Source organism: Pseudomonas mendocina, assembly GCF_003008615.1.
GTDB classification, from domain to species: Bacteria; Pseudomonadota; Gammaproteobacteria; order Pseudomonadales; family Pseudomonadaceae; genus Aquipseudomonas; species Aquipseudomonas mendocina_C.
Genome location: NZ_CP027657.1, coordinates 143,854 through 161,375 on the forward strand (window position 1 = coordinate 143,854; position 17,522 = coordinate 161,375).

13 protein-coding genes are annotated in these 17,522 nt (G+C 62.2%); 4 read left to right on the forward strand and 9 right to left on the reverse strand.

Annotated elements, in window-relative coordinates; all coding sequences use genetic code 11:
- Positions 1-71 precede the first annotated feature (71 nt).
- Both bamC and dapA read right to left on the reverse strand, forming a co-directional pair.
- Positions 72-1,193, reverse strand: a complete 1,122-nt coding sequence (bamC, locus tag C7A17_RS00780; RefSeq protein WP_106736214.1) for an outer membrane protein assembly factor BamC — start codon at positions 1,191-1,193, stop codon at positions 72-74.
- A 16-nt stretch (positions 1,194-1,209) separates the two neighbouring features.
- Positions 1,210-2,088 carry a 4-hydroxy-tetrahydrodipicolinate synthase gene (gene dapA / locus C7A17_RS00785; protein ID WP_106736215.1) on the reverse strand — a complete coding sequence of 293 codons (879 nt, stop codon included), beginning with the start codon at positions 2,086-2,088 and terminating at the stop codon, positions 1,210-1,212.
- A 204-nt stretch (positions 2,089-2,292) separates the two neighbouring features.
- Between dapA and C7A17_RS00790 the strand changes: the two genes are divergently transcribed.
- Positions 2,293-2,850 (forward strand): glycine cleavage system transcriptional repressor, encoded by a 558-nt coding sequence (locus tag C7A17_RS00790; RefSeq protein ID WP_106736216.1) that lies wholly within the window; start codon positions 2,293-2,295, stop codon positions 2,848-2,850.
- A 114-nt stretch (positions 2,851-2,964) separates the two neighbouring features.
- Positions 2,965-3,438, forward strand: coding sequence for a peroxiredoxin (locus tag C7A17_RS00795; RefSeq protein ID WP_106736217.1), 474 nt, complete (start codon positions 2,965-2,967; stop codon positions 3,436-3,438).
- A gap of 159 nt (positions 3,439-3,597) precedes the next feature.
- Here C7A17_RS00795 and C7A17_RS00800 read toward each other — a convergent pair whose 3' ends face one another.
- Both C7A17_RS00800 and C7A17_RS00805 read right to left on the reverse strand, forming a co-directional pair.
- On the reverse strand, positions 3,598-4,665 hold the full coding sequence (locus C7A17_RS00800; protein ID WP_106736218.1) for an AI-2E family transporter: 1,068 nt from the start codon (positions 4,663-4,665) through the stop codon (positions 3,598-3,600).
- A 102-nt stretch (positions 4,666-4,767) separates the two neighbouring features.
- Positions 4,768-5,007: a sulfurtransferase TusA family protein gene (locus tag C7A17_RS00805; protein WP_106736219.1), complete on the reverse strand. Its 240-nt coding sequence runs from the start codon at positions 5,005-5,007 to the stop codon at positions 4,768-4,770.
- 107 nt (positions 5,008-5,114) lie between these two features.
- Here C7A17_RS00805 and C7A17_RS00810 point away from each other — a divergent pair, with 107 nt between their 5' ends.
- Positions 5,115-6,548 carry a M48 family metalloprotease gene (locus tag C7A17_RS00810; RefSeq protein ID WP_106736220.1) on the forward strand — a complete coding sequence of 478 codons (1,434 nt, stop codon included), beginning with the start codon at positions 5,115-5,117 and terminating at the stop codon, positions 6,546-6,548.
- A 151-nt stretch (positions 6,549-6,699) separates the two neighbouring features.
- Here C7A17_RS00810 and C7A17_RS00815 read toward each other — a convergent pair whose 3' ends face one another.
- The 5 genes from C7A17_RS00815 to C7A17_RS00835 all read right to left on the reverse strand — a co-directional run bounded on the left by C7A17_RS00815 (position 6,700) and on the right by C7A17_RS00835 (position 15,928).
- On the reverse strand, positions 6,700-11,541 hold the full coding sequence (locus C7A17_RS00815; protein ID WP_106736221.1) for an NAD-glutamate dehydrogenase: 4,842 nt from the start codon (positions 11,539-11,541) through the stop codon (positions 6,700-6,702).
- A gap of 294 nt (positions 11,542-11,835) precedes the next feature.
- Positions 11,836-13,140: a TRAP transporter large permease gene (locus tag C7A17_RS00820; protein WP_106736222.1), complete on the reverse strand. Its 1,305-nt coding sequence runs from the start codon at positions 13,138-13,140 to the stop codon at positions 11,836-11,838.
- A 60-nt stretch (positions 13,141-13,200) separates the two neighbouring features.
- Positions 13,201-13,704: a TRAP transporter small permease gene (locus C7A17_RS00825; RefSeq protein ID WP_106736223.1), complete on the reverse strand. Its 504-nt coding sequence runs from the start codon at positions 13,702-13,704 to the stop codon at positions 13,201-13,203.
- Between the two features lie 88 nt (positions 13,705-13,792).
- The gene (locus C7A17_RS00830) at positions 13,793-14,782 is read right to left on the reverse strand and encodes a TRAP transporter substrate-binding protein (RefSeq protein ID WP_106736224.1); all 990 of its coding nucleotides are present in this window, start codon (positions 14,780-14,782) and stop codon (positions 13,793-13,795) included.
- Between the two features lie 201 nt (positions 14,783-14,983).
- Complete coding sequence (locus C7A17_RS00835; RefSeq protein WP_106736225.1) at positions 14,984-15,928, reverse strand: LysR family transcriptional regulator; 945 nt, start codon at positions 15,926-15,928, stop codon at positions 14,984-14,986.
- Positions 15,929-16,199: 271 nt separating this feature from the next.
- On the opposite strand from C7A17_RS00835, the gene C7A17_RS00840 reads away from it, so the two are divergent.
- Positions 16,200-17,423: an OprD family porin gene (locus C7A17_RS00840; protein WP_106736226.1), complete on the forward strand. Its 1,224-nt coding sequence runs from the start codon at positions 16,200-16,202 to the stop codon at positions 17,421-17,423.
- The last annotated feature ends 99 nt before the right edge of the window (positions 17,424-17,522 follow it).

A 17,522-nucleotide genomic window follows, 5' to 3' on the forward strand; every position in this document is an offset into this window, starting at 1 on the left:
TTTCTGGCAAACAAAACAGGCGAAACCCTTGAGGGTTTCGCCCATCGATCAATGGCTGAGTCGCGATGCGGTCAGCCGAGGTTGTCCTGGATCAGGCTCAGCACACGGCGCGATACATCGGCCGGGGCAACGGTGTTGAGGTCTTTTTCCACGGTGACCTGCACGCCATCGCCAACTGGGGTCAGGCGAACCTGATAGCGCTCGGCGCGGGCTTCGATCTCTTCCTTGCTCGGCGCGCTGCCGAACATGCGACCGAAGAAGCCTGGCTTCTCTTCATTGACCTGGGCACCTTCGGCCAGGTTGATGTAGTACAGGCCAAGGCTGCGGTTGAGGTCGTCGACGCGTACGTCGGCAAGCTCCAGCGAGCGGGCGACGCCGGACCAGGCGCGGTCGAAATCGGCACCAAGGTTGAGTACCGGGTTGCCGTTGCCGTCTTCGCTCAGGCTGACGCGACTGGGCGCATCGAAGTCGCGAGCGGCAAGCAGGGAAACCGAACCGCCCTGCTCCACACCACGCGCCATGCTTACCAGCATTTCGTCGAGCAGTGCGGCTTCCAGGCTGGCGTTGCCACTGCGGGCGGCGAAGCCGACATCGGCCGTGCTGCCGGCCGGACGCTCGGCACTGGTCACGAAGACTTCACTGGTGTTGCGCTGTACGCCCGGCTCGATGCGCACGCGCACGCGGGTTTCGGCATCCGGTGCAACGCCGGAAACACGGCTGCTCAGGCGACGCGCCATGCCGGCGGAGAGTTCGTCGAAACGCTGCCAGGAGGTGGTGAATTCACCGGTCTGCGGACGCTCTTCGGCGATACGGAAGCCGTTGTCCTCGAAGAACTGGCGAGCCAGCGGCCAGACTTCGGCCGGTACGCGCTGGGCCACGACCCAACGCGAATCGCCACTGCGCTGCAGACTGAACTCGCGCTCATCGACGCGCACCTGCAGTGCCAGCGGACGCGGCACTTCGAACTCCGCCGGGGTTTCAGTACTGCTGGCGATCTGTGCCGGCACCGGCAACAGCGGGTCGAGACGCTTGGCTTGGACATCGGGCGGCAGCTGCATCGGGGCGGTTTGACGCGCCTCCAGATAATCAGTGCCCCGATCACGGAAATAGCCATTTTCACCCCAGAGCCAACCACAACCGCTGGTGCTGGAGACGATCAGAGCAAGGGCGGAAAATCCGGCCAGTCGCTTCATGCGTAGAATCCTTGAGTTAAGCCAATACACCGCACTGGCGCATGGCCTGGCGCAGCGGTTCGTGACAACGCGGGCTGAGCCAGGTCAGCGGCAGGCGAATACCGTCGCCCATCAAGCCCATTTCGTGCAGTGCCCATTTCACCGGAATCGGGTTGGATTCCAGGAACAGCGCCTTGTGCAGCGGCATCAGGCGGTCGTTGATGGCGCGGGCGATAGCCGCCTCGCCACGCATGGCGGCGGCGCACAGGTCGCTCATCGCACGCGGCGCGACATTGGCGGTAACGGAGATGTTGCCTTTGCCACCGAGCAGCATCAGTTCCACGGCAGTGGCATCGTCACCGGAGTAGACGAGGAAGTCCTTGCTGACGCGATCCAGCACTTCCTGGGCGCGCTGCAGGTCGCCGGTGGCTTCCTTGATACCGATGATGTTGTCGATCTTCGACAGGCGCTCGACGGTCTCCGGCAGCATGTCGCACACGGTGCGGCCCGGTACGTTGTAGAGGATCTGCGGGATGGCCACGGCTTCGGCGATGTGGCGGAAGTGCAGGTACAGGCCTTCCTGAGTCGGCTTGTTGTAGTAAGGGGTGACCAGAAGCGCCGCGTCGGCGCCGACTTCCTGAGCGGCACGGGTCAGCTCGACCGATTCGCGGGTGGAGTTGCCACCGGTGCCAGCGATCACTGGGATGCGACCGGCAACCTGCTTGACCACGCGTTTGATCACTTCGATGTGCTCGCCCACGTCCAGCGTGGCGGACTCACCCGTGGTGCCGACCGCGACGATGGCATTGGTGCCCTCTTGCAGGTGGAAATCCACCAATTTGCTCAGGGCCTCCCAATCCAGACCACCCTGCGCATCCATGGGCGTGACCAGTGCCACCATACTGCCCGCAATCATGCAACCGCTCCTGCCGGAAAAATTGAGCCGTAATGGTACTGGTGCCACCAGTCCGGCACAAGCAACGGACAAGGGCTTGTCGGCACTCATCGTCGCCCTCGGCACACGGTGCCGCCATTCCCCTGAGCGGTGCTTTTCGCTAACCTGCTGTCTTTGGTCTGTGGCTGCCAGTGCGCAGACCGTTCATCGCTTTAGGAAGGCTGCATGTCCACCCCCCCCGTTCGCGAACAATTCCTCGTTATCAGTGCCCTCGGCCGCGATGCCATGGCCCTGACCAACCTGCTCAGCCGCACCAGCCATGAAAACCGCTGTGCCGTTATCAGCACCCGCCTGAGCCGCCATGGAGAGTTCAGCGCCCTGGTGCTACAGGTATCCGGTAGCTGGGATGCCCTGGCTCGCCTGGAGTCCGGCCTGCCCGCGCTGGCCAAGAAGCATGATTTCTCGGTCAATGTGATTCGCAGCGCCGCCGCCGAAGTTCGCCCGCAGGCTCTGCCGTACGTTGCCTACGTCAGTGCGGTGTATCGCCCGGACATTCTCAACGAGCTGTGCCAGTTCTTCATCGACCACCGTGTCGAGCTGGAAAGCCTGACCTGCGACACCTACCAGGCGCCACAGACCGGCGGCACCATGCTCAACGCCACGCTGACCGTGACACTGCCAGCGGGCACGCAGATCAGTTGGCTGCGTGACCAATTCCTGGACTTTGCCGATGCATTGAATCTGGATGCGCTGATCGAACCCTGGCGCCCACAGAACCCGTGACGCTCTGCTGCGCCAGCAACAGATCCGGCCAGTTCATTCATAGCGCGTAACCTCCGCGGCCTTGCATGGCGCCAGCTCGCGAGATCATCGACCGCCTCTATTGAAGGAGTCCCCATGACCGTAGCCATCGACCAACCCGTCGCCGACTTCCAGGCCCAGGCCACCAGTGGCCAGCAGGTGAAGCTGTCCGATCTCAAGGGCAAGCAGGTGGTGCTGTACTTCTACCCGAAAGACGCCACACCGGGCTGCACCACCGAGGGCATGGACTTCCGCGCCCGCTTCGAACAGTTCCGGGCGGCCAATACAGTGATCTTCGGTGTGTCGATGGACAGCCTGAAGAAACACGAAAGTTTCAAGTGCAAGCAGGAGTTCCCCTTCGAGCTGATCAGCGACGAGGCGCATGAGCTGTGCGACCAGTTCGGCGTCTATCAGTTGAAGAAGAACTACGGCAAGGAGTACATGGGCATCGTGCGTAGCACCTTCCTGATCGACAAGGATGGCGTGCTGCGCGAGGAATGGCGCAACCTGAAGGTTGCCGGCCACGTCGACAAGGTGTTGGCCGCCGCCGAGGCGCTGCACAAGGGCTAAGTGCGCCGGTGATGGCGTTTTGTCGGTGCGCACGGCGCACCCTACGGCATCGCTGGATACCCCTGAAAACTGAAAAAGGCCGCATTTGCGGCCTTTTTCATTGGCAGACAACAGGCGTTCTGCGCTCTTCGCGGCTGAAGCCGCACCTACCCTCCCCAGTCAGGCTTGTACAGGCTCTGGCTCGATTCGCGGCCAGGCATTGAGCACTGCCTTGAACAACGTCGCCAGGGGAATGGCGAAGAAGATGCCCCAGAAACCCCACAACCCACCGAACAGCAGCACGGCACAGATGATTGCCACTGGATGCAGGTTGACGGCCTCGGAGAACAGCAACGGCACCAGCACGTTGCCATCCAGTGCCTGGATGATGCCGTAGACCACCATCAGGTAGATGAACTGGTCGCTCCAGCCCCACTGGAACAGCGCGATCAACGCCACCGGTACCGTCACCACCACTGCGCCGATATACGGCACCACCACCGACAGGCCGACCAGCAACGCCAATAGCGCGGCGTAGTTGAGGCCCAGGTAGGCAAAGGCGATGTAGGTCGCCACGCCACAGACGACGATCTCGATGAACTTGCCACGAATGTAGTTGGCGATCTGCTCGTTCATCTCTTGCGCCACCTGGGTGATCAGCGCCCTTTCACGCGGCAGGTAACCGCGAAACCACTGGCCGATCAGCTCGCGATCCTTGAGAAAGAAGAACACCAGGATCGGCACCAGCACCAGGTAGATCATCAGGCTCATCAGCATTGGCAGGCTGGACAGCGAGAACGACAGCGCCCACTGGCCCATCTTGCCCGTCTCGCCGCGCATGCTGTCCATCAGCTGGACGATCTGCGCATCGGTGATCAGGTTCGGGTAACGCTCCGGCAGCAGCAGGAACATTGACTGCCATTCCGCCGCCATGCGTGGCAGCTCGTTGAACAGGGTGCTTAGCTGTTGCCAGAGCAGCGGCATCAGCACAAGCAGGAAAACCGCCAACCCACCCATGAACAAGGTGAAGACGATCCACACAGCCAACACCTGCGGCACTTTCAAGCGTTCCAGGCCATTGACCAGCCCCTGCATCAGAAAGGCCAGCACCATGCCAGTCAGCACCGGAGCGAGCATGCCGCCCAGGGTCAACACTATGCCGAAGCCGAGCACCAGCAACACGGCCAGCACCACCGCCTGCTCGTCGGAGAAATAGCGATGCACCCAATCACGTAGAACCTTGACCATCGGAAATTCCTTGATGCCGGAAAATACCGGCGCTCTCATGCGCCTTGCGCATGAGACATGAGCGCTACGACGGCGGGATGTGTTGCAGGCTGCTACAAGCAATCATGCCTTGCGTAGCCAATAACGGTAGACGCCAGCCTCGACTTCTTCATGCAGCAGGGCATGCCCGGCCAGGCTGGCAAAGGCCCGAAAATCGCGCTGCGAGCCGGCGTCGGTGGCGCTCACCTTGAGCACTGCGCCGCTGGCCAGGCGATTGAGTTCGAGCTTGGCCTTGAGCAAGGGCAGCGGGCAGTTGAGCCCGCAGGCGTCCAGTTCGGCATCGAAGGCCGGTACGTCTGTCATCGTTTACTCCATGAAAGCGGCTAGGATACCCAAGCCCTTACAACCCTGGCCAGCGCAGTGGCTGGCCGGCTACAGTAACGCCTTTGCCGCCTAAGAGCTTTGAGTGCATGACTTTTCTGCGCCCTACCCTGTTGACGCTCGCCTGCCTGTTTGCCGCGCATACCGGCGCCAGTGATCTTCCGTCGCTGGGCGATGCCAGTTCCTCGATCGTCTCGCCGCAGCAGGAACACCAGCTCGGCCGCGCCTGGCTCGGCCTATTGCGTGGTCAGGTGTCGCAACTGGACGACCCGCAGCTCAAGGGCTTCGTCGAGACCAGCGTTTATCGCCTGTCGGAAACCAGTCAGTTGCAGGACCGTCGCCTGGAATTCGTTCTGCTCAACAGCCCGCAACTGAACGCCTTCGCCGCCCCCGGCGGGATCGTCGGGGTCAACGGTGGCCTGTTCCTCTATGCCCAGACCGAGGCCGAGTACGCCTCGGTGATGGCGCACGAACTGGCGCACTTGTCGCAGCGTCACTTCGCCCGTGGCGTCGAGGCCCAGCAACGCATGCAATTGCCGATCATGGCAGCCATGCTCGCCGGTATCGTCGCTGCCGCCGCTGGTGCAGGCGATGCCGGTATAGCGGCGATCATGTCCACCCAGGCCGCTGCGATTCAGGAGCAACGGCGTTTCTCCCGGCAGAACGAGCAGGAGGCCGACCGTATCGGCCTGGTCAACCTGGAAAAGGCCGGCTACGACCCACGCGCCATGCCGCTGATGTTCGAACGCCTGATGCGCCAGTACCGTTACGACGCACGGCCGCCGGAATTCCTACTGACTCACCCGGTGTCCGAATCGCGTATCGCCGATACCCGCAACCGCGCCGAGCAATACCCGGCGGCAGGTCGAGAGGACAGCCTGCGTTACCAGTTGATGCGCGCCCGTGTGCAACTGACCTATGAAGAGACACCAGGCGTCGCGGCCAAGCGCTTTCGTGCCATGCTCGACGAGAATCCCAATCTGGACGCTGCGCGCTACGGCCTGGTACTGGCGCAGATGAAATCCGGCCAGCTCGCCGAAGCCGGGCAGACTCTGGCGCCGCTGCTGAGCAAGGCGCCGGACGATATCGTCTACAACCTGGCGCAGATCGAAATCGATATGGCCGCCAACCGCCTGGACGCCACCGAACGCCGCCAGCAGCGCCTGTTCACCCTGTATCCCAACAACTACCCGCTGCAACAGACGCACATCGATCTGTTGCTCAAGCAGCAGCGCGTGCGCGACGCCGAGCGTGCGTTGGACGAACTGCTCAAGACCCGCCCCAAGGATCCCGATGTCTGGTATCAGGTCGCCGAGGTTCGCGGCCTGAGCGGCAACACCATAGGCCTGCACCAGGCGCGTGCTGAATACTTCGCTCTGGTCGGTGACTACAACCAGGCCATCGAACAGCTCGATTTCGCCAAGCGCCGCGCCAGCAACAACTTCCAGTTGGCTTCACGCATCGATGCACGTCAGCGTGAGCTGACCGAAGAGAAACGCCTGGTCGAGCAGATGCTGCGCTAACCGAGGCGATGACGGTGCGCACGGCGCACCCTACGACACACCGCATCGCGTGTATCGCCCGTAGGGTGCGCCATGCGCACCGATGACAGCCTCACCCGACTGAAACGAAGAAGCCCCGCACTTGGCGGGGCTTTCTCGTTTCAGCCGCAGATCAGGCGCTCTGCGCCAGATCCATCAGCTCGCGGTTGGCCACCGCGTACATGGCATAGTCGCTGCCAGTCGCCGCACGCAACTCGGTGAGCATCGCCTTCCAGCGATCCACCAGGCGCTGATGCTGCTCCAGCCACAGGGCCATACGCGCTTCGATCTCCTGCGGGCCATCGGCCATCTGCAGCACCGATACGGTAATCGCCCGTTGCTGCCAGTCCAGATCATCACGGAAGGCTTCGCGGGCCAGCGCCTGCCAGTTGCTTTCCACCGCCAGGCCAGTGATCTGCTGCAGATACCAGGACAGATCCAGCGCGCCACCCACGGCGAAGTAGGCCGTGGCCACTTCGCTGGCATCCTTGCCGGTGACGTCCGCCGCCTCGATGATCGGCAACAGCGTGTAGAGGTGTGTGGTGCCAGCGACCACGCGGGCCAGCTCCTCCGGTGCACCCGCTTCGACGAAGCCCTGATAGCGCGCCAGCCACTGCTCGCGCGCCGGACCTTCGAGCAGTTCGTCCAGGCGACCGACCAGCGCCTCGATGCGCGGCGCGAAATGCGCCACGTCGCGCGCGGCATCCAGCTCGTTGCGGCGGCTGCGCAGGAACCAGCGCGTGGCGCGACGGCCCAGACGCATCAGCTCATCCATCAACTGCAGTTGCAGCTCGGCCGGCACCTTGTAGTCCAGCGCCTCGATCTGTGCCCACCAGTGCGGCAGGCGGAACAGGTCGCGCACGATCACGTAGGCACCCGCGACGTTGGCCGCGCTCATGCCAGTGGACTCCTTCAGGCGCTGCACGAAGGTGATGCCCATGTGGTTGACCAGGTCGTTGGCGATCTGCGTGCTGACGATCTCGCGCTTGAGGCGGTGACGGCGCATGGCGTCACCGAATTTCTCGGTGAGGATCGCCGGGAACGCGGTTTCCATTTCGCGAGCCAGGTAGTCGTCATCCGGCACCAGGGATTTGAGCAGCGACTCCTTGAGGTCGATCTTGCTGTAGGAGATCAGCACCGACAGTTCCGGACGGGTCAGGCCGCGACCGCTGGAGGCACGCTCGTTGAGTGCCTCGTCGGTCGGCAGGAACTCCAGGGCACGATCGAGCTTGCCAGCGCCCTCCAGCGCGTTCATCAGGCGCTTGTACTCGCCGATGCGCTCGCGAGCGCGACGTTCGGCCAGCGACAGCGCCTGAGTCTGCTTGTAGTTGTTGCCCAGCACCAGCTCGGAGACGTCATTGGTCATCTCGGCCAAGAGCTTGTTGCGCTGCTTCTCGGTCATGTCGCCGGCGGCGACGATCTCGCCGAGCAGGATCTTGATGTTCACCTCATGGTCGGAGCAGTCCACGCCACCGGCGTTGTCGATGAAGTCGGTGTTGCTGGCGCCGCCATTCAAGCCGAATTCGACACGGCCAAGCTGGGTCATGCCCAGGTTGCCGCCCTCGCCCACCACCTTGGCGCGCAGCTCGCAGCCATCCACGCGCAACGCGTCGTTGGCCTTGTCGCCGACATCGCCGTGGCTTTCCTTGCTGGATTTCACGTAGGTGCCGATACCGCCGTTCCACAGCAGATCCACCGGTGCCTTGAGCAATGCATTGAGCAGCTCGGTCGGTGCCAGCTTGTCGGCGGCGATGTCGAAACGCTCCTTCATCTGCGGGCTGATGGTGATGCTCTTGGCACTGCGCAGGAAGATGCCGCCACCCTCGGAGATCAGCTTGGCGTCGTAATCGGCCCAGCTCGAACGCGGCAGCTCGAATAGACGCTTGCGCTCGACGAAGCTCTTGGCCGCGTCCGGATTGGGGTCGATGAAGATGTGCATGTGGTTGAAGGCCGCCACCAGTTGCAGGCTTTGCGACAGCAGCAGGCCATTGCCGAACACATCGCCGGCCATGTCGCCGATACCGATCACGGTGACGTTGTCCTTCTGCACGTCGATGCCGCGCTCGCGGAAGTGACGCTGCACCGAAACCCAGCCGCCCTTGGCGGTGATGCCCATGCCCTTGTGGTCGTAGCCAGCCGAGCCGCCAGAAGCGAAGGCGTCGCCCAGCCAGAAGCCATATTCGGCAGCGATGCCGTTGGCGATATCGGAGAAAGTCGCGGTGCCCTTGTCCGCCGCAACGACCAGGTAGGGGTCGTCGGCATCATGGCGCACCACGTTCTGCGGCGGCACCACTTCGCCTTCCTTGAGGTTGTCGGTGATGTCGAGCAGGCCGGAAATGAAGATGCGGTAGCAGGCGATACCCTCGGCCATCACCTCGTCGCGCGAGCCACCGACCGGCATCCTGCGCGGCACGAAGCCGCCCTTGGCGCCCATCGGCACGATCACCGCGTTCTTCACCTGCTGCGCCTTGACCAAGCCGAGCACCTCGGTACGGAAGTCCTCCTCGCGGTCGGACCAACGCAGGCCGCCACGGGCGACATCACCGAAGCGCAGGTGCACGCCCTCGACACGTGGGCTGTAGACGAAGATTTCGAACTTCGGCACCGGACGCGGAATGTCCGGGATCAGGCGTGGGCTGAGTTTGAAGCTGAAGTAGCCTTTAGCCTGACCGCCCTCGCCCAACTGGTAGAAGTTGGTACGCAAGGTGGCTTTGATCAGATCCAGGTAACGGCGCAGGATGCGGTCTTCGTTGAGCACCGCGACGTTGTCCAGTTCACCGAGGATGGCCTGCTCGAGCTTCTGCTGCTTGTCTTCCAGATCCTCGGCACTGAGTTTGCGCGCCAGGTAGAAGCGCGTCTTGAACAGGCGCACCAGCTCCTTGGCGATATCGGCATGGTTGATCAGGGTCGCGGCGATGTAGCTCAGGTCGAAGCCCAGGCGAATCTGCTTGAGATAACGCGCGTAGGCCCGCAGCAACGCCACGTCGCGCCAGGGCATGGCGGCCGTCAGCACCAGGCGGTTGAAGGCATCGTTCTCGGCGTCGCCGCCGACGATATGGATGAAGGCGTCCTGCAGCGTGTCATTGAGTTGCTGGATATCGACGTTCAATCCTTCGGCATAGGTGAAGGCGAAGTCGTGAATCCAGAACTCGCGGCCGTCGGCACGGCGCAGCTTGTAGGGGAACTCGCCAAGTACGCGCAGGCCGAGGTTCTCCAGAATCGGCAGCACGTCGGACAGCGGCAACGGCGTGTCGGCGTGGTAGAGCTTGCAGTGCAGTTGCTGGTCGCCTTGCGCCAGCGGCTGGTAGAAGCTCATCACCAGCGGCCGCTCGGCGCTCAGCCTGAGCAGATGCTGCATGTCCACCACCGCCGAATGCGGGGCGAAACGCTCGCGATAGCCGGCCGGGAAATTTTTCGGGAAGTCGCCCAGCACGCGCGTGCCCTTGGCTTCGCCGAGGCTGTCGACGACCAGTGCGGCGTAGTCATCGGTCCAGGAACGGCAGGCCTGGATCACCTCACGCTCGAGCTGCTGCGGATCGATATCGAGCTTGTTCTTCGGGTCGACGCGCAGGATGAACTGCACGCGTGCCAAGACCGATTCGGAGAAGTAAGTCCAGAACTCGCAGTCGCTGGCCTGCAGACGATCGACCAGCACCTGCTGGATGCGCAGGCGGGTTTCCGTGGAATACACATCACGTGGCACGTAAGCCAGCGCGTAGACGAAGCGGCCGTAGGGGTCGAAGCGCAGGAACAGGCGCACCTTGTTGCGCTCCTGAATCTGCACGATCGACAGCGCGGTGCTGAACAGCTCGTCCACCGGCGTCTGGAACAGATCGTCGCGCGGCAGCACCTCCAGCACCTTGACCAGCTCCTTGCTCAGGTGGCCATGGGCGGTGAAGCCGGAGCGTTTCTCCACTTCGGCGACCTTGCGGCGGATATAGGGAATCTCGCGCACGCTCTCGCTGTAGGCGATGGAGGTGTAGATGCCGAGGAAACGGCACTCCTTGATCACCTTGCCCTTGGCGTCTATCTCGCGGATGGAGACGAAATCCGGATAGGCCGGACGATGTACGCGGCTCGGCTGCGCGGCCTTGGCGAAGGACAGCAGCATTGGCTCGCGCAGGTAGTTCAGGGCGTAGGGTTCGATATGCAGGTCAGCGCGGCTCAGGCCCTTGCGCAGGCGTGTGGACAGGCCCAGCAGCGAGCTTTCGTCGTACTCGATATAGCCACCGTCTGCCGCCTCGTGCACGGTGAATTCTTCATAGCCGAGGAAGGTGAAATGGTCGTCGCGCAACCACTGCAGGAAGACCTTGACCTCCTCCAGTTCGGCCGCCTCGATCTTCAGCTTGCTCTTGTCCAGCTTGCCGAGCAGCTCCAGCGCCTTGGCCTTCATCGGCTGGAAGTCAGCCACGCTCAGGCGCACCTCTTCCAGCACCTCCAGCAGCGCGCTGTGCAGCGATTTCATGTCGGCGTTGCTGGCGCAGCGGTTGATCTCCAGGAACATCAGCGATTCCTGGGTAACGCCCTTGCCGGTACTGCCCTTGGCCAGCAATTCCTGCAGGTTGCCATTCTTGTCACGGCGCACGCTGAGCACGCTGTTCTGCAGGGTATGAATGCTGTAACCACGGCGGTTGAGTTCAATACGCACCGAGTCGACCAGGAACGGGATGTCCGGGTGCAGCACCTCGATGGCAGTGTGGGTGCTCTGCCAGCCGTGCTTTTCATAATCCGGGTTGAAGACCCGCACCTGCGGCTCAGCTGGGTCGAAGCTGCCCAGCAGGCGCCAGGCTGACAGGGTGCAGCCGACCAGGTCGGAGAGGCGCCGCTGAATCAGCTCCTCGAGCGCGATGATGCCGAAAAATTGTTCAGCGAACAGCGCCACTTGTGGCAACGCCTGCTCACTCACGTGCTGAGCCAGGGCCGCTTGCAGTTGGTGCTGGAAGTCGGCTTTGCTGGCCGCCGTAAAGAACGCCATGGTTATGCTCCATTTGGCTGGTGGGGTTCGACAGGAAGGCAATCGCAGGTCTTGATCACGCCATCCACGCGTTAGTTCAACGTTAGTCCATGAAGCGCCAATGACAGCGGCAGGCAGCGCAAGAACCGTAACGAAGAATGGCGACCGATCGGTCACATATGGCGGATCAGCTTAACGAGGGACGGTACGCAGCCGCTTGCAAGGCTGCGACATTTTCGGTCAAGGGCGCACCCGAGCGGTGCGCTCTACGAACCATGCCCCGCCCACGAAAAGCGGGCGGAGCATGGATGCGACTCAGGCGCCGCGCATTGCCTCGGGCAGTGCCAGGACGATCTGCGGGAACAGGGTGATGAGAATCGCCGTCAGCACCAGCAACAGGAAGAACGGAAAGCTGGCCTTGGCCACCGTCCACATGTCGCGCCCGGTGAGGTTCTGGATCACGAACAGGTTGAAGCCAACCGGCGGCGTGATCTGCGCCATCTCCACGGTGAGGATGATGAAGATGCCGAACCACAGCAGATCGATACCTGCAGCCTGCACGGCCGGCAGGATCACCGCAGTGGCCAGAAGGATGATCGAGATGCCATCCAGGCAACTGCCGAGGATGATGAAGAACACCAGCAGCGCAGCCAGCAGCACATAGGGCGACATCTGCTTGGCGATGATCCAGTCGGCTAGCGCCGACGGCAGCCCGGTGAAACTCATCGCGGCGGTCAGGTAAGCGGCGCCGAGCAGGATGAAGAAAATCATGCACGAGGTGCACACCGCACCGAGCAGGCTGGACATGAAGGTCTCGACCGTCAGCGAACGCGAGTACAGGGCGATGCACAACGCACCGACCACGCCCAGCGCCGCCGCCTCGGTAGCGGTCGCCACACCGGTGTAGATCGAGCCGATCACGGCGACGATCAGTGCCACCACGGGAATCAGCAAACGCGCCCGGCGCAGCTTCTCGCGCAGCGGCAATGCCGGCTCTTCCGGTGGTAGCTGGTCGCGATTGAGCTTCGACCAGATCATCAGGTAGCCGGAGAAAATCACCAGCAGCAACAGGCCCGGCAGAATGCCGGCGATGAACAGGCGTGACACCGATACCTGAGCGCCGACGGCATAGACGATCATCATGATCGACGGCGGAATCAGCAACCCCAGGGTGCCGGCACCGGCCAGCGAGCCCATGGCGATGCCTTGCGGATAGCCACGGCTCTTCAGCTCGGGCAGCGAAATGCGGCCGATGGTGGCGGTGGTCGCGGCAGAGGAGCCACTGACCGCGGCGAAGATGCCACAGCCCAGCACGTTGACGTGCAGCAGCCGCCCCGGCAGACCACGTACCCAGGGCGCCAGGCCACGGAACATGTCTTCCGAGAGCTTGGTGCGATAGAGGATTTCACCCATCCAGATGAACAGCGGCAGCGCCGTCAATGTCCAGCTGGCACTGGCCGTCCAACTGGTGGAGGCGAGAATCGAACCGGCAGGCGCCCCGCCGAACAGCTCCATGCCGATGATACCGACGCCCAGCAGAGACAGGGCTACCCAGACACCACCGCCAAGCAGGACGAACAGCGCCACCAGCAGGGTGATTGCAATGATTGTGTATTCCACGGCGAACTCACTGTTGTTTTAGACGGCTGTGCCGCCACATCTAATTGGGGTACGCGCCACTCACTCGCTCATCACGCCAGGCGTCTGGTCTTCGAAGCGCTGCCCACGGCACACCAGTACCAGACGCTCGGCCATGGCGATCACCAGGATCACGGTGCCCAGCACCATCGGTATCTGCGGTATCCACATCGGGATCGGCAACAGACCGGAAGAGACTTCCCTGAACTCGTAGGACTCCAGCACGAACAGCGCGCAGTACCAGGCCAGATAGGCGGCGATCAGCAAGCCGACCACGTTGCCCAACACCTCGACGGCGAACAGGCTGCGCTGCGGCAGCAGACGAAAGAGCAGTTCGACACGAATATGCGCGCCGCGCATCAGCGCATAAGGCAGCGCCAGAAAACCCGAAGCGGCCATGCAGTAGGCAGCGAACTCGTCGGTGGACGGAATCATGGTGCCGAACTGCCGGGCCAGAATCTGCGCCACGATCAGCACGCAGATAAGGATCAGAAACAGACCGGCCAGCAGGCCGGACAAGGTGTACAACTTACGTAGCCAACTCATGAGACGAATGCCTCGCACGCGAAGGAAGCGATGGGCGGGCCCTGGCGAACCCACCCGGGAGGCGGCGCGGCAAGCGCGCCGCACTGGATCAATTGCGGTAGGCGTCGATGATCGCCTTGCCTTCGTCCCCGGTACGCTGCAGCCACTCGGCTGCCATGGTCGCACCAATGTTTTCGAAACCCGCTTCCACTTCGCTCGGAGCGCTTTCGCTGACTTCCATGCCGTTCTCCGCCAGGGTCGCCACCAGTGCACTGGTTTCTGCCTGAGCGGCGGCCCAGCCCTGCTCTTCCGCACGCTTGGCGGCCGCCAGTACGGCCTGCTGCGACGCTTCGGGCAGACGCGCGAAAGCACGGGCGTTGACGATCACGAAGTTCTTCGGGATGAACGCCTTGACGTCGTAGTAGTACTTGGAGAAATCCCAGGCCTGGGTATCCACGCCCGTGGTCGGCGAGGTCAGCATGCCGCTGATCATGCCGGTGCTGAAGGCCTGAGGCACTTCACCGGTCTGGATCACGGTAGGCACGGCGCCCATCAGCTCGGTCATGCGCGAGGTGGCCGGGTTGTAGGCGCGGAACTTCATGCCCTTGAAATCGGCCATGGTATTGATCGGGGTCTTGGTGAAGATGCTCTGTGGCGACCAGGGCATGGCATAGAGCAACTTGACGCCCTGCTTCTCCAGGCGCGCTTCGACAGCCGGACGACTGACCTCCCAGAGCTTCTTGGCATCGTCATAGTTGCGCGCGAGGAACGGTACGCTGTCGATTTCGAAAATCGCATCCTCGTTGCCCAGAACCGACATCAGTACGTCGCCGAGCTGAACCTGCCCGGTCTGCACGGCACGCTTCACCTCTGGACGTTTGAACAGAGCGGAGTTGCTGTGCACACGGATCTGTAGTTCGCCATTGGTGGCGTCGGTAACGTCCTTGGCGAAGGCCTTGGCAACCTTGGTGATGGAGTTGCCGTCGGGCTGTTCGGCACTCATGTTCCAGCGCTCGGCGGCCTGCGCACTCACACTGGAAAAGCCGATGAGGCACGCGGCCAGAGCGGAAAGTGCAAAACCTGATGCGGTACTTTTCATGCAATGCTCCTGATCGTTGTTATGGGCGCTGGTCGAGGCGCCAAGGTGTTGACGAAACCGAGTCTCGGCAGATCGTCCAACCCTGTCCAACTAGAAAAACCGGGGGCGCATGATCAAAAATCGTTATGAGACGAAACGAGGCAAAAGCAGCCTCCGCGCACCATAAACGGGCGATCATCAAGGCGGGTAACAGCAGGAAAATCAGGCGAGTTTCTGCTCGGACTGAGGCGCCATGCAGGTCATCATTCCCTGCCCCATCTCTTCTACATAGGCACCCAGGGCTTCACAGGCCAGGGAGATGATGTCCTCGCTCAGCTCCAGGCCAACACCGGTGCGCCAGGTGGCTACCACTGGCAGCGACGGTGGTTCGGGTACGTCGTCGAGAATGGTCAGCAGCCCTTGCTTGAGTTCGTCGCGCACCAGTGCCGGCGGCAAGGCGCCGACTCCGAAACCATCGCGGATCAGCCGCGTCATGGCCGCAATCGAATTCACGCAACTGATGCGCGGCGCACTGACGTTGCCGATGTGCAGCAGGTTGAGAATGTCCTGATGCGGTCGTGAGTTCTTCGAGAAGGTGATGATGCGTTCGCGCGCCAGCTCGTCCATCGAGGCATAGGAGCGGTGGTAGAGCGAACCGGTGGGCACGATCCAGCGCACCGGAAAACTGGCCAGTTCGAGATTGCGCACGCTGTCGCCGTTGACCATGTCGGTTTGAAACACGATGTCCAGATAACCCTTGAGCAACTGCTCGTTGAGGTTGCGCGCGGTGTCGGCGGTCAATTCGATCTCCACCCCCGGGTAGCGCTCCATCACCCGTGTTACGAACGGACTCAGCCAGGTGTGAATGACGGTATCCATCGCCCCCACGCGAATCCTCCCCTGAATGCTGCCGGTATCACTGATCGATTGCTTCATGGCGTGCATGGTGTCGATCATGCGCTCGGCATACTCGAGCACCTTCTGCCCTTCCGGAGTGAGGGAAACGCCCTTGGAATCACGCAGGAACAGACGCGTGCCCAGCTCGTCCTCGAGCGCAGCGATACGGCTGGAAATGGAAGCCTGGGTGCTGAAAAGCTTCTCCGCGGTGAGGCGGAAGCTCTTCAGCCGCGCCACCCAGACGAAGGTCTCGAGAAATCTCAGGTTCATGCCACGACGCCTCTTCGAAATGCTGAAAGAACGGGCCTCGCCAACTGCGTTTCCCGGCGTCGGGCGTAGCAGGTTGCATGCCAGGCAAATTCTATTCGGCTGATGAATTTTCTTATCGCCCGCCCCTGTTTTTTCTCGTTGGACGCCATCTTGAAACGCTTTGAAGAATGGCGCCGCGCTCTGCGCAGACCACAACAACATCATTCCAAACGCGCTCTGCCAAGCAGCCCGCCCACGTCGGCTGCGCGCTCCCAACAGGAGACACTGCACCATGAAACCCCATTACCCATTGGCATCCGCCCTGCTGCTCGGCAGCGGCCTGCCAACCCTCGCGCATGCCGACTTCATCGCTGACAGCAAAGCCAGCATCGAGATGCGCAACTTCTATTTCAACCGCGATTTCCGCCAGAGCGGCGCCCGTGACAAGGCAGAGGAATGGGCGCAGGGCTTTCTGCTGCGTATGGAATCGGGCTACACCGACGGTACCGTCGGCTTCGGTATCGATGCATTGGGGATGCTCGGTCTGAAGCTCGACTCCGGCGATGGCACCGCCGGTAGCGGCCTGCTCCCGGCGGATCGTTCCGGCGGTTCGCAGGACGAATATTCCAAACTCGGCCTGACCGCCAAGGTGAAGGTCTCCAACAGCACGCTGAAAGCCGGCGCCCTGCATTTCCGCAGCCCGATCGTCTCGGCCAACGATTCACGCCTGCTGCCGCAGACCTTCCAGGGTGCACTGCTGAACGTTCAGGAAATCGACAACCTGACCCTGCAGGGCGGCAAGATCAACCGCATCAAGGCCAACAGCTCCACCGACTACACCGAGATGACCGGCAACCGCATCGGCGGCAACAGCGACTCCTTCGTGTTCGGCGGCGGCGAATACAAGATCACCCCGCAGCTCACCGCCGGCCTGCACTACGGCACCCTCGAGGATGTCTACCAACAGTACTACGGCACCCTGGTGCACGTACTGCCGCTGGGCGATGGCCAATCGTTCAAGAGCGACCTGCGCTATTCGCAGAGCCGCAAGGACGGCAACTTCCGCGACCTCGACAACAAGGCCTTCGGTGCCATGTTCACCTACAGCCTGGGTGGCCACGCCTTCGGTGCCGGCTACCAGCGCATGAGTGGTGACGACCCGTTCCCGTACATCGCCAGCAGCGATCCGTTCCTGGTCAACTTCGTGCAGATCAACGACTTCGCCAACACCGAGGAACGTTCCTGGCAGGTGCGCTACGACTACAACTTCGCCAGCCTCGGTATCCCCGGCCTGACCTTCATGACCCGCTACATCTCCGGCAACAACGTCGAGGTCGCCGGTCGCAGCAGCGAAGGCAAGGAATGGGAACGCAACATGGACATCACCTACGTGGTACAGAACGGCCCGCTTAAGAACCTCGGGCTGAAATGGCGTAACGCCACAGTTCGCTCCAACTTCGGCAACGATCTCGACGAGAACCGCCTGATTCTCAGCTACACACTGCCACTCTGGTGATAGCGACGCACTGACGGGGCCTTCTTAGGCCCCGTTTTTCATTTCTCGGGAGGCAGTCCGGCCATAGACTTTTCTTCAAGTTGTATGACAACTTGCCGA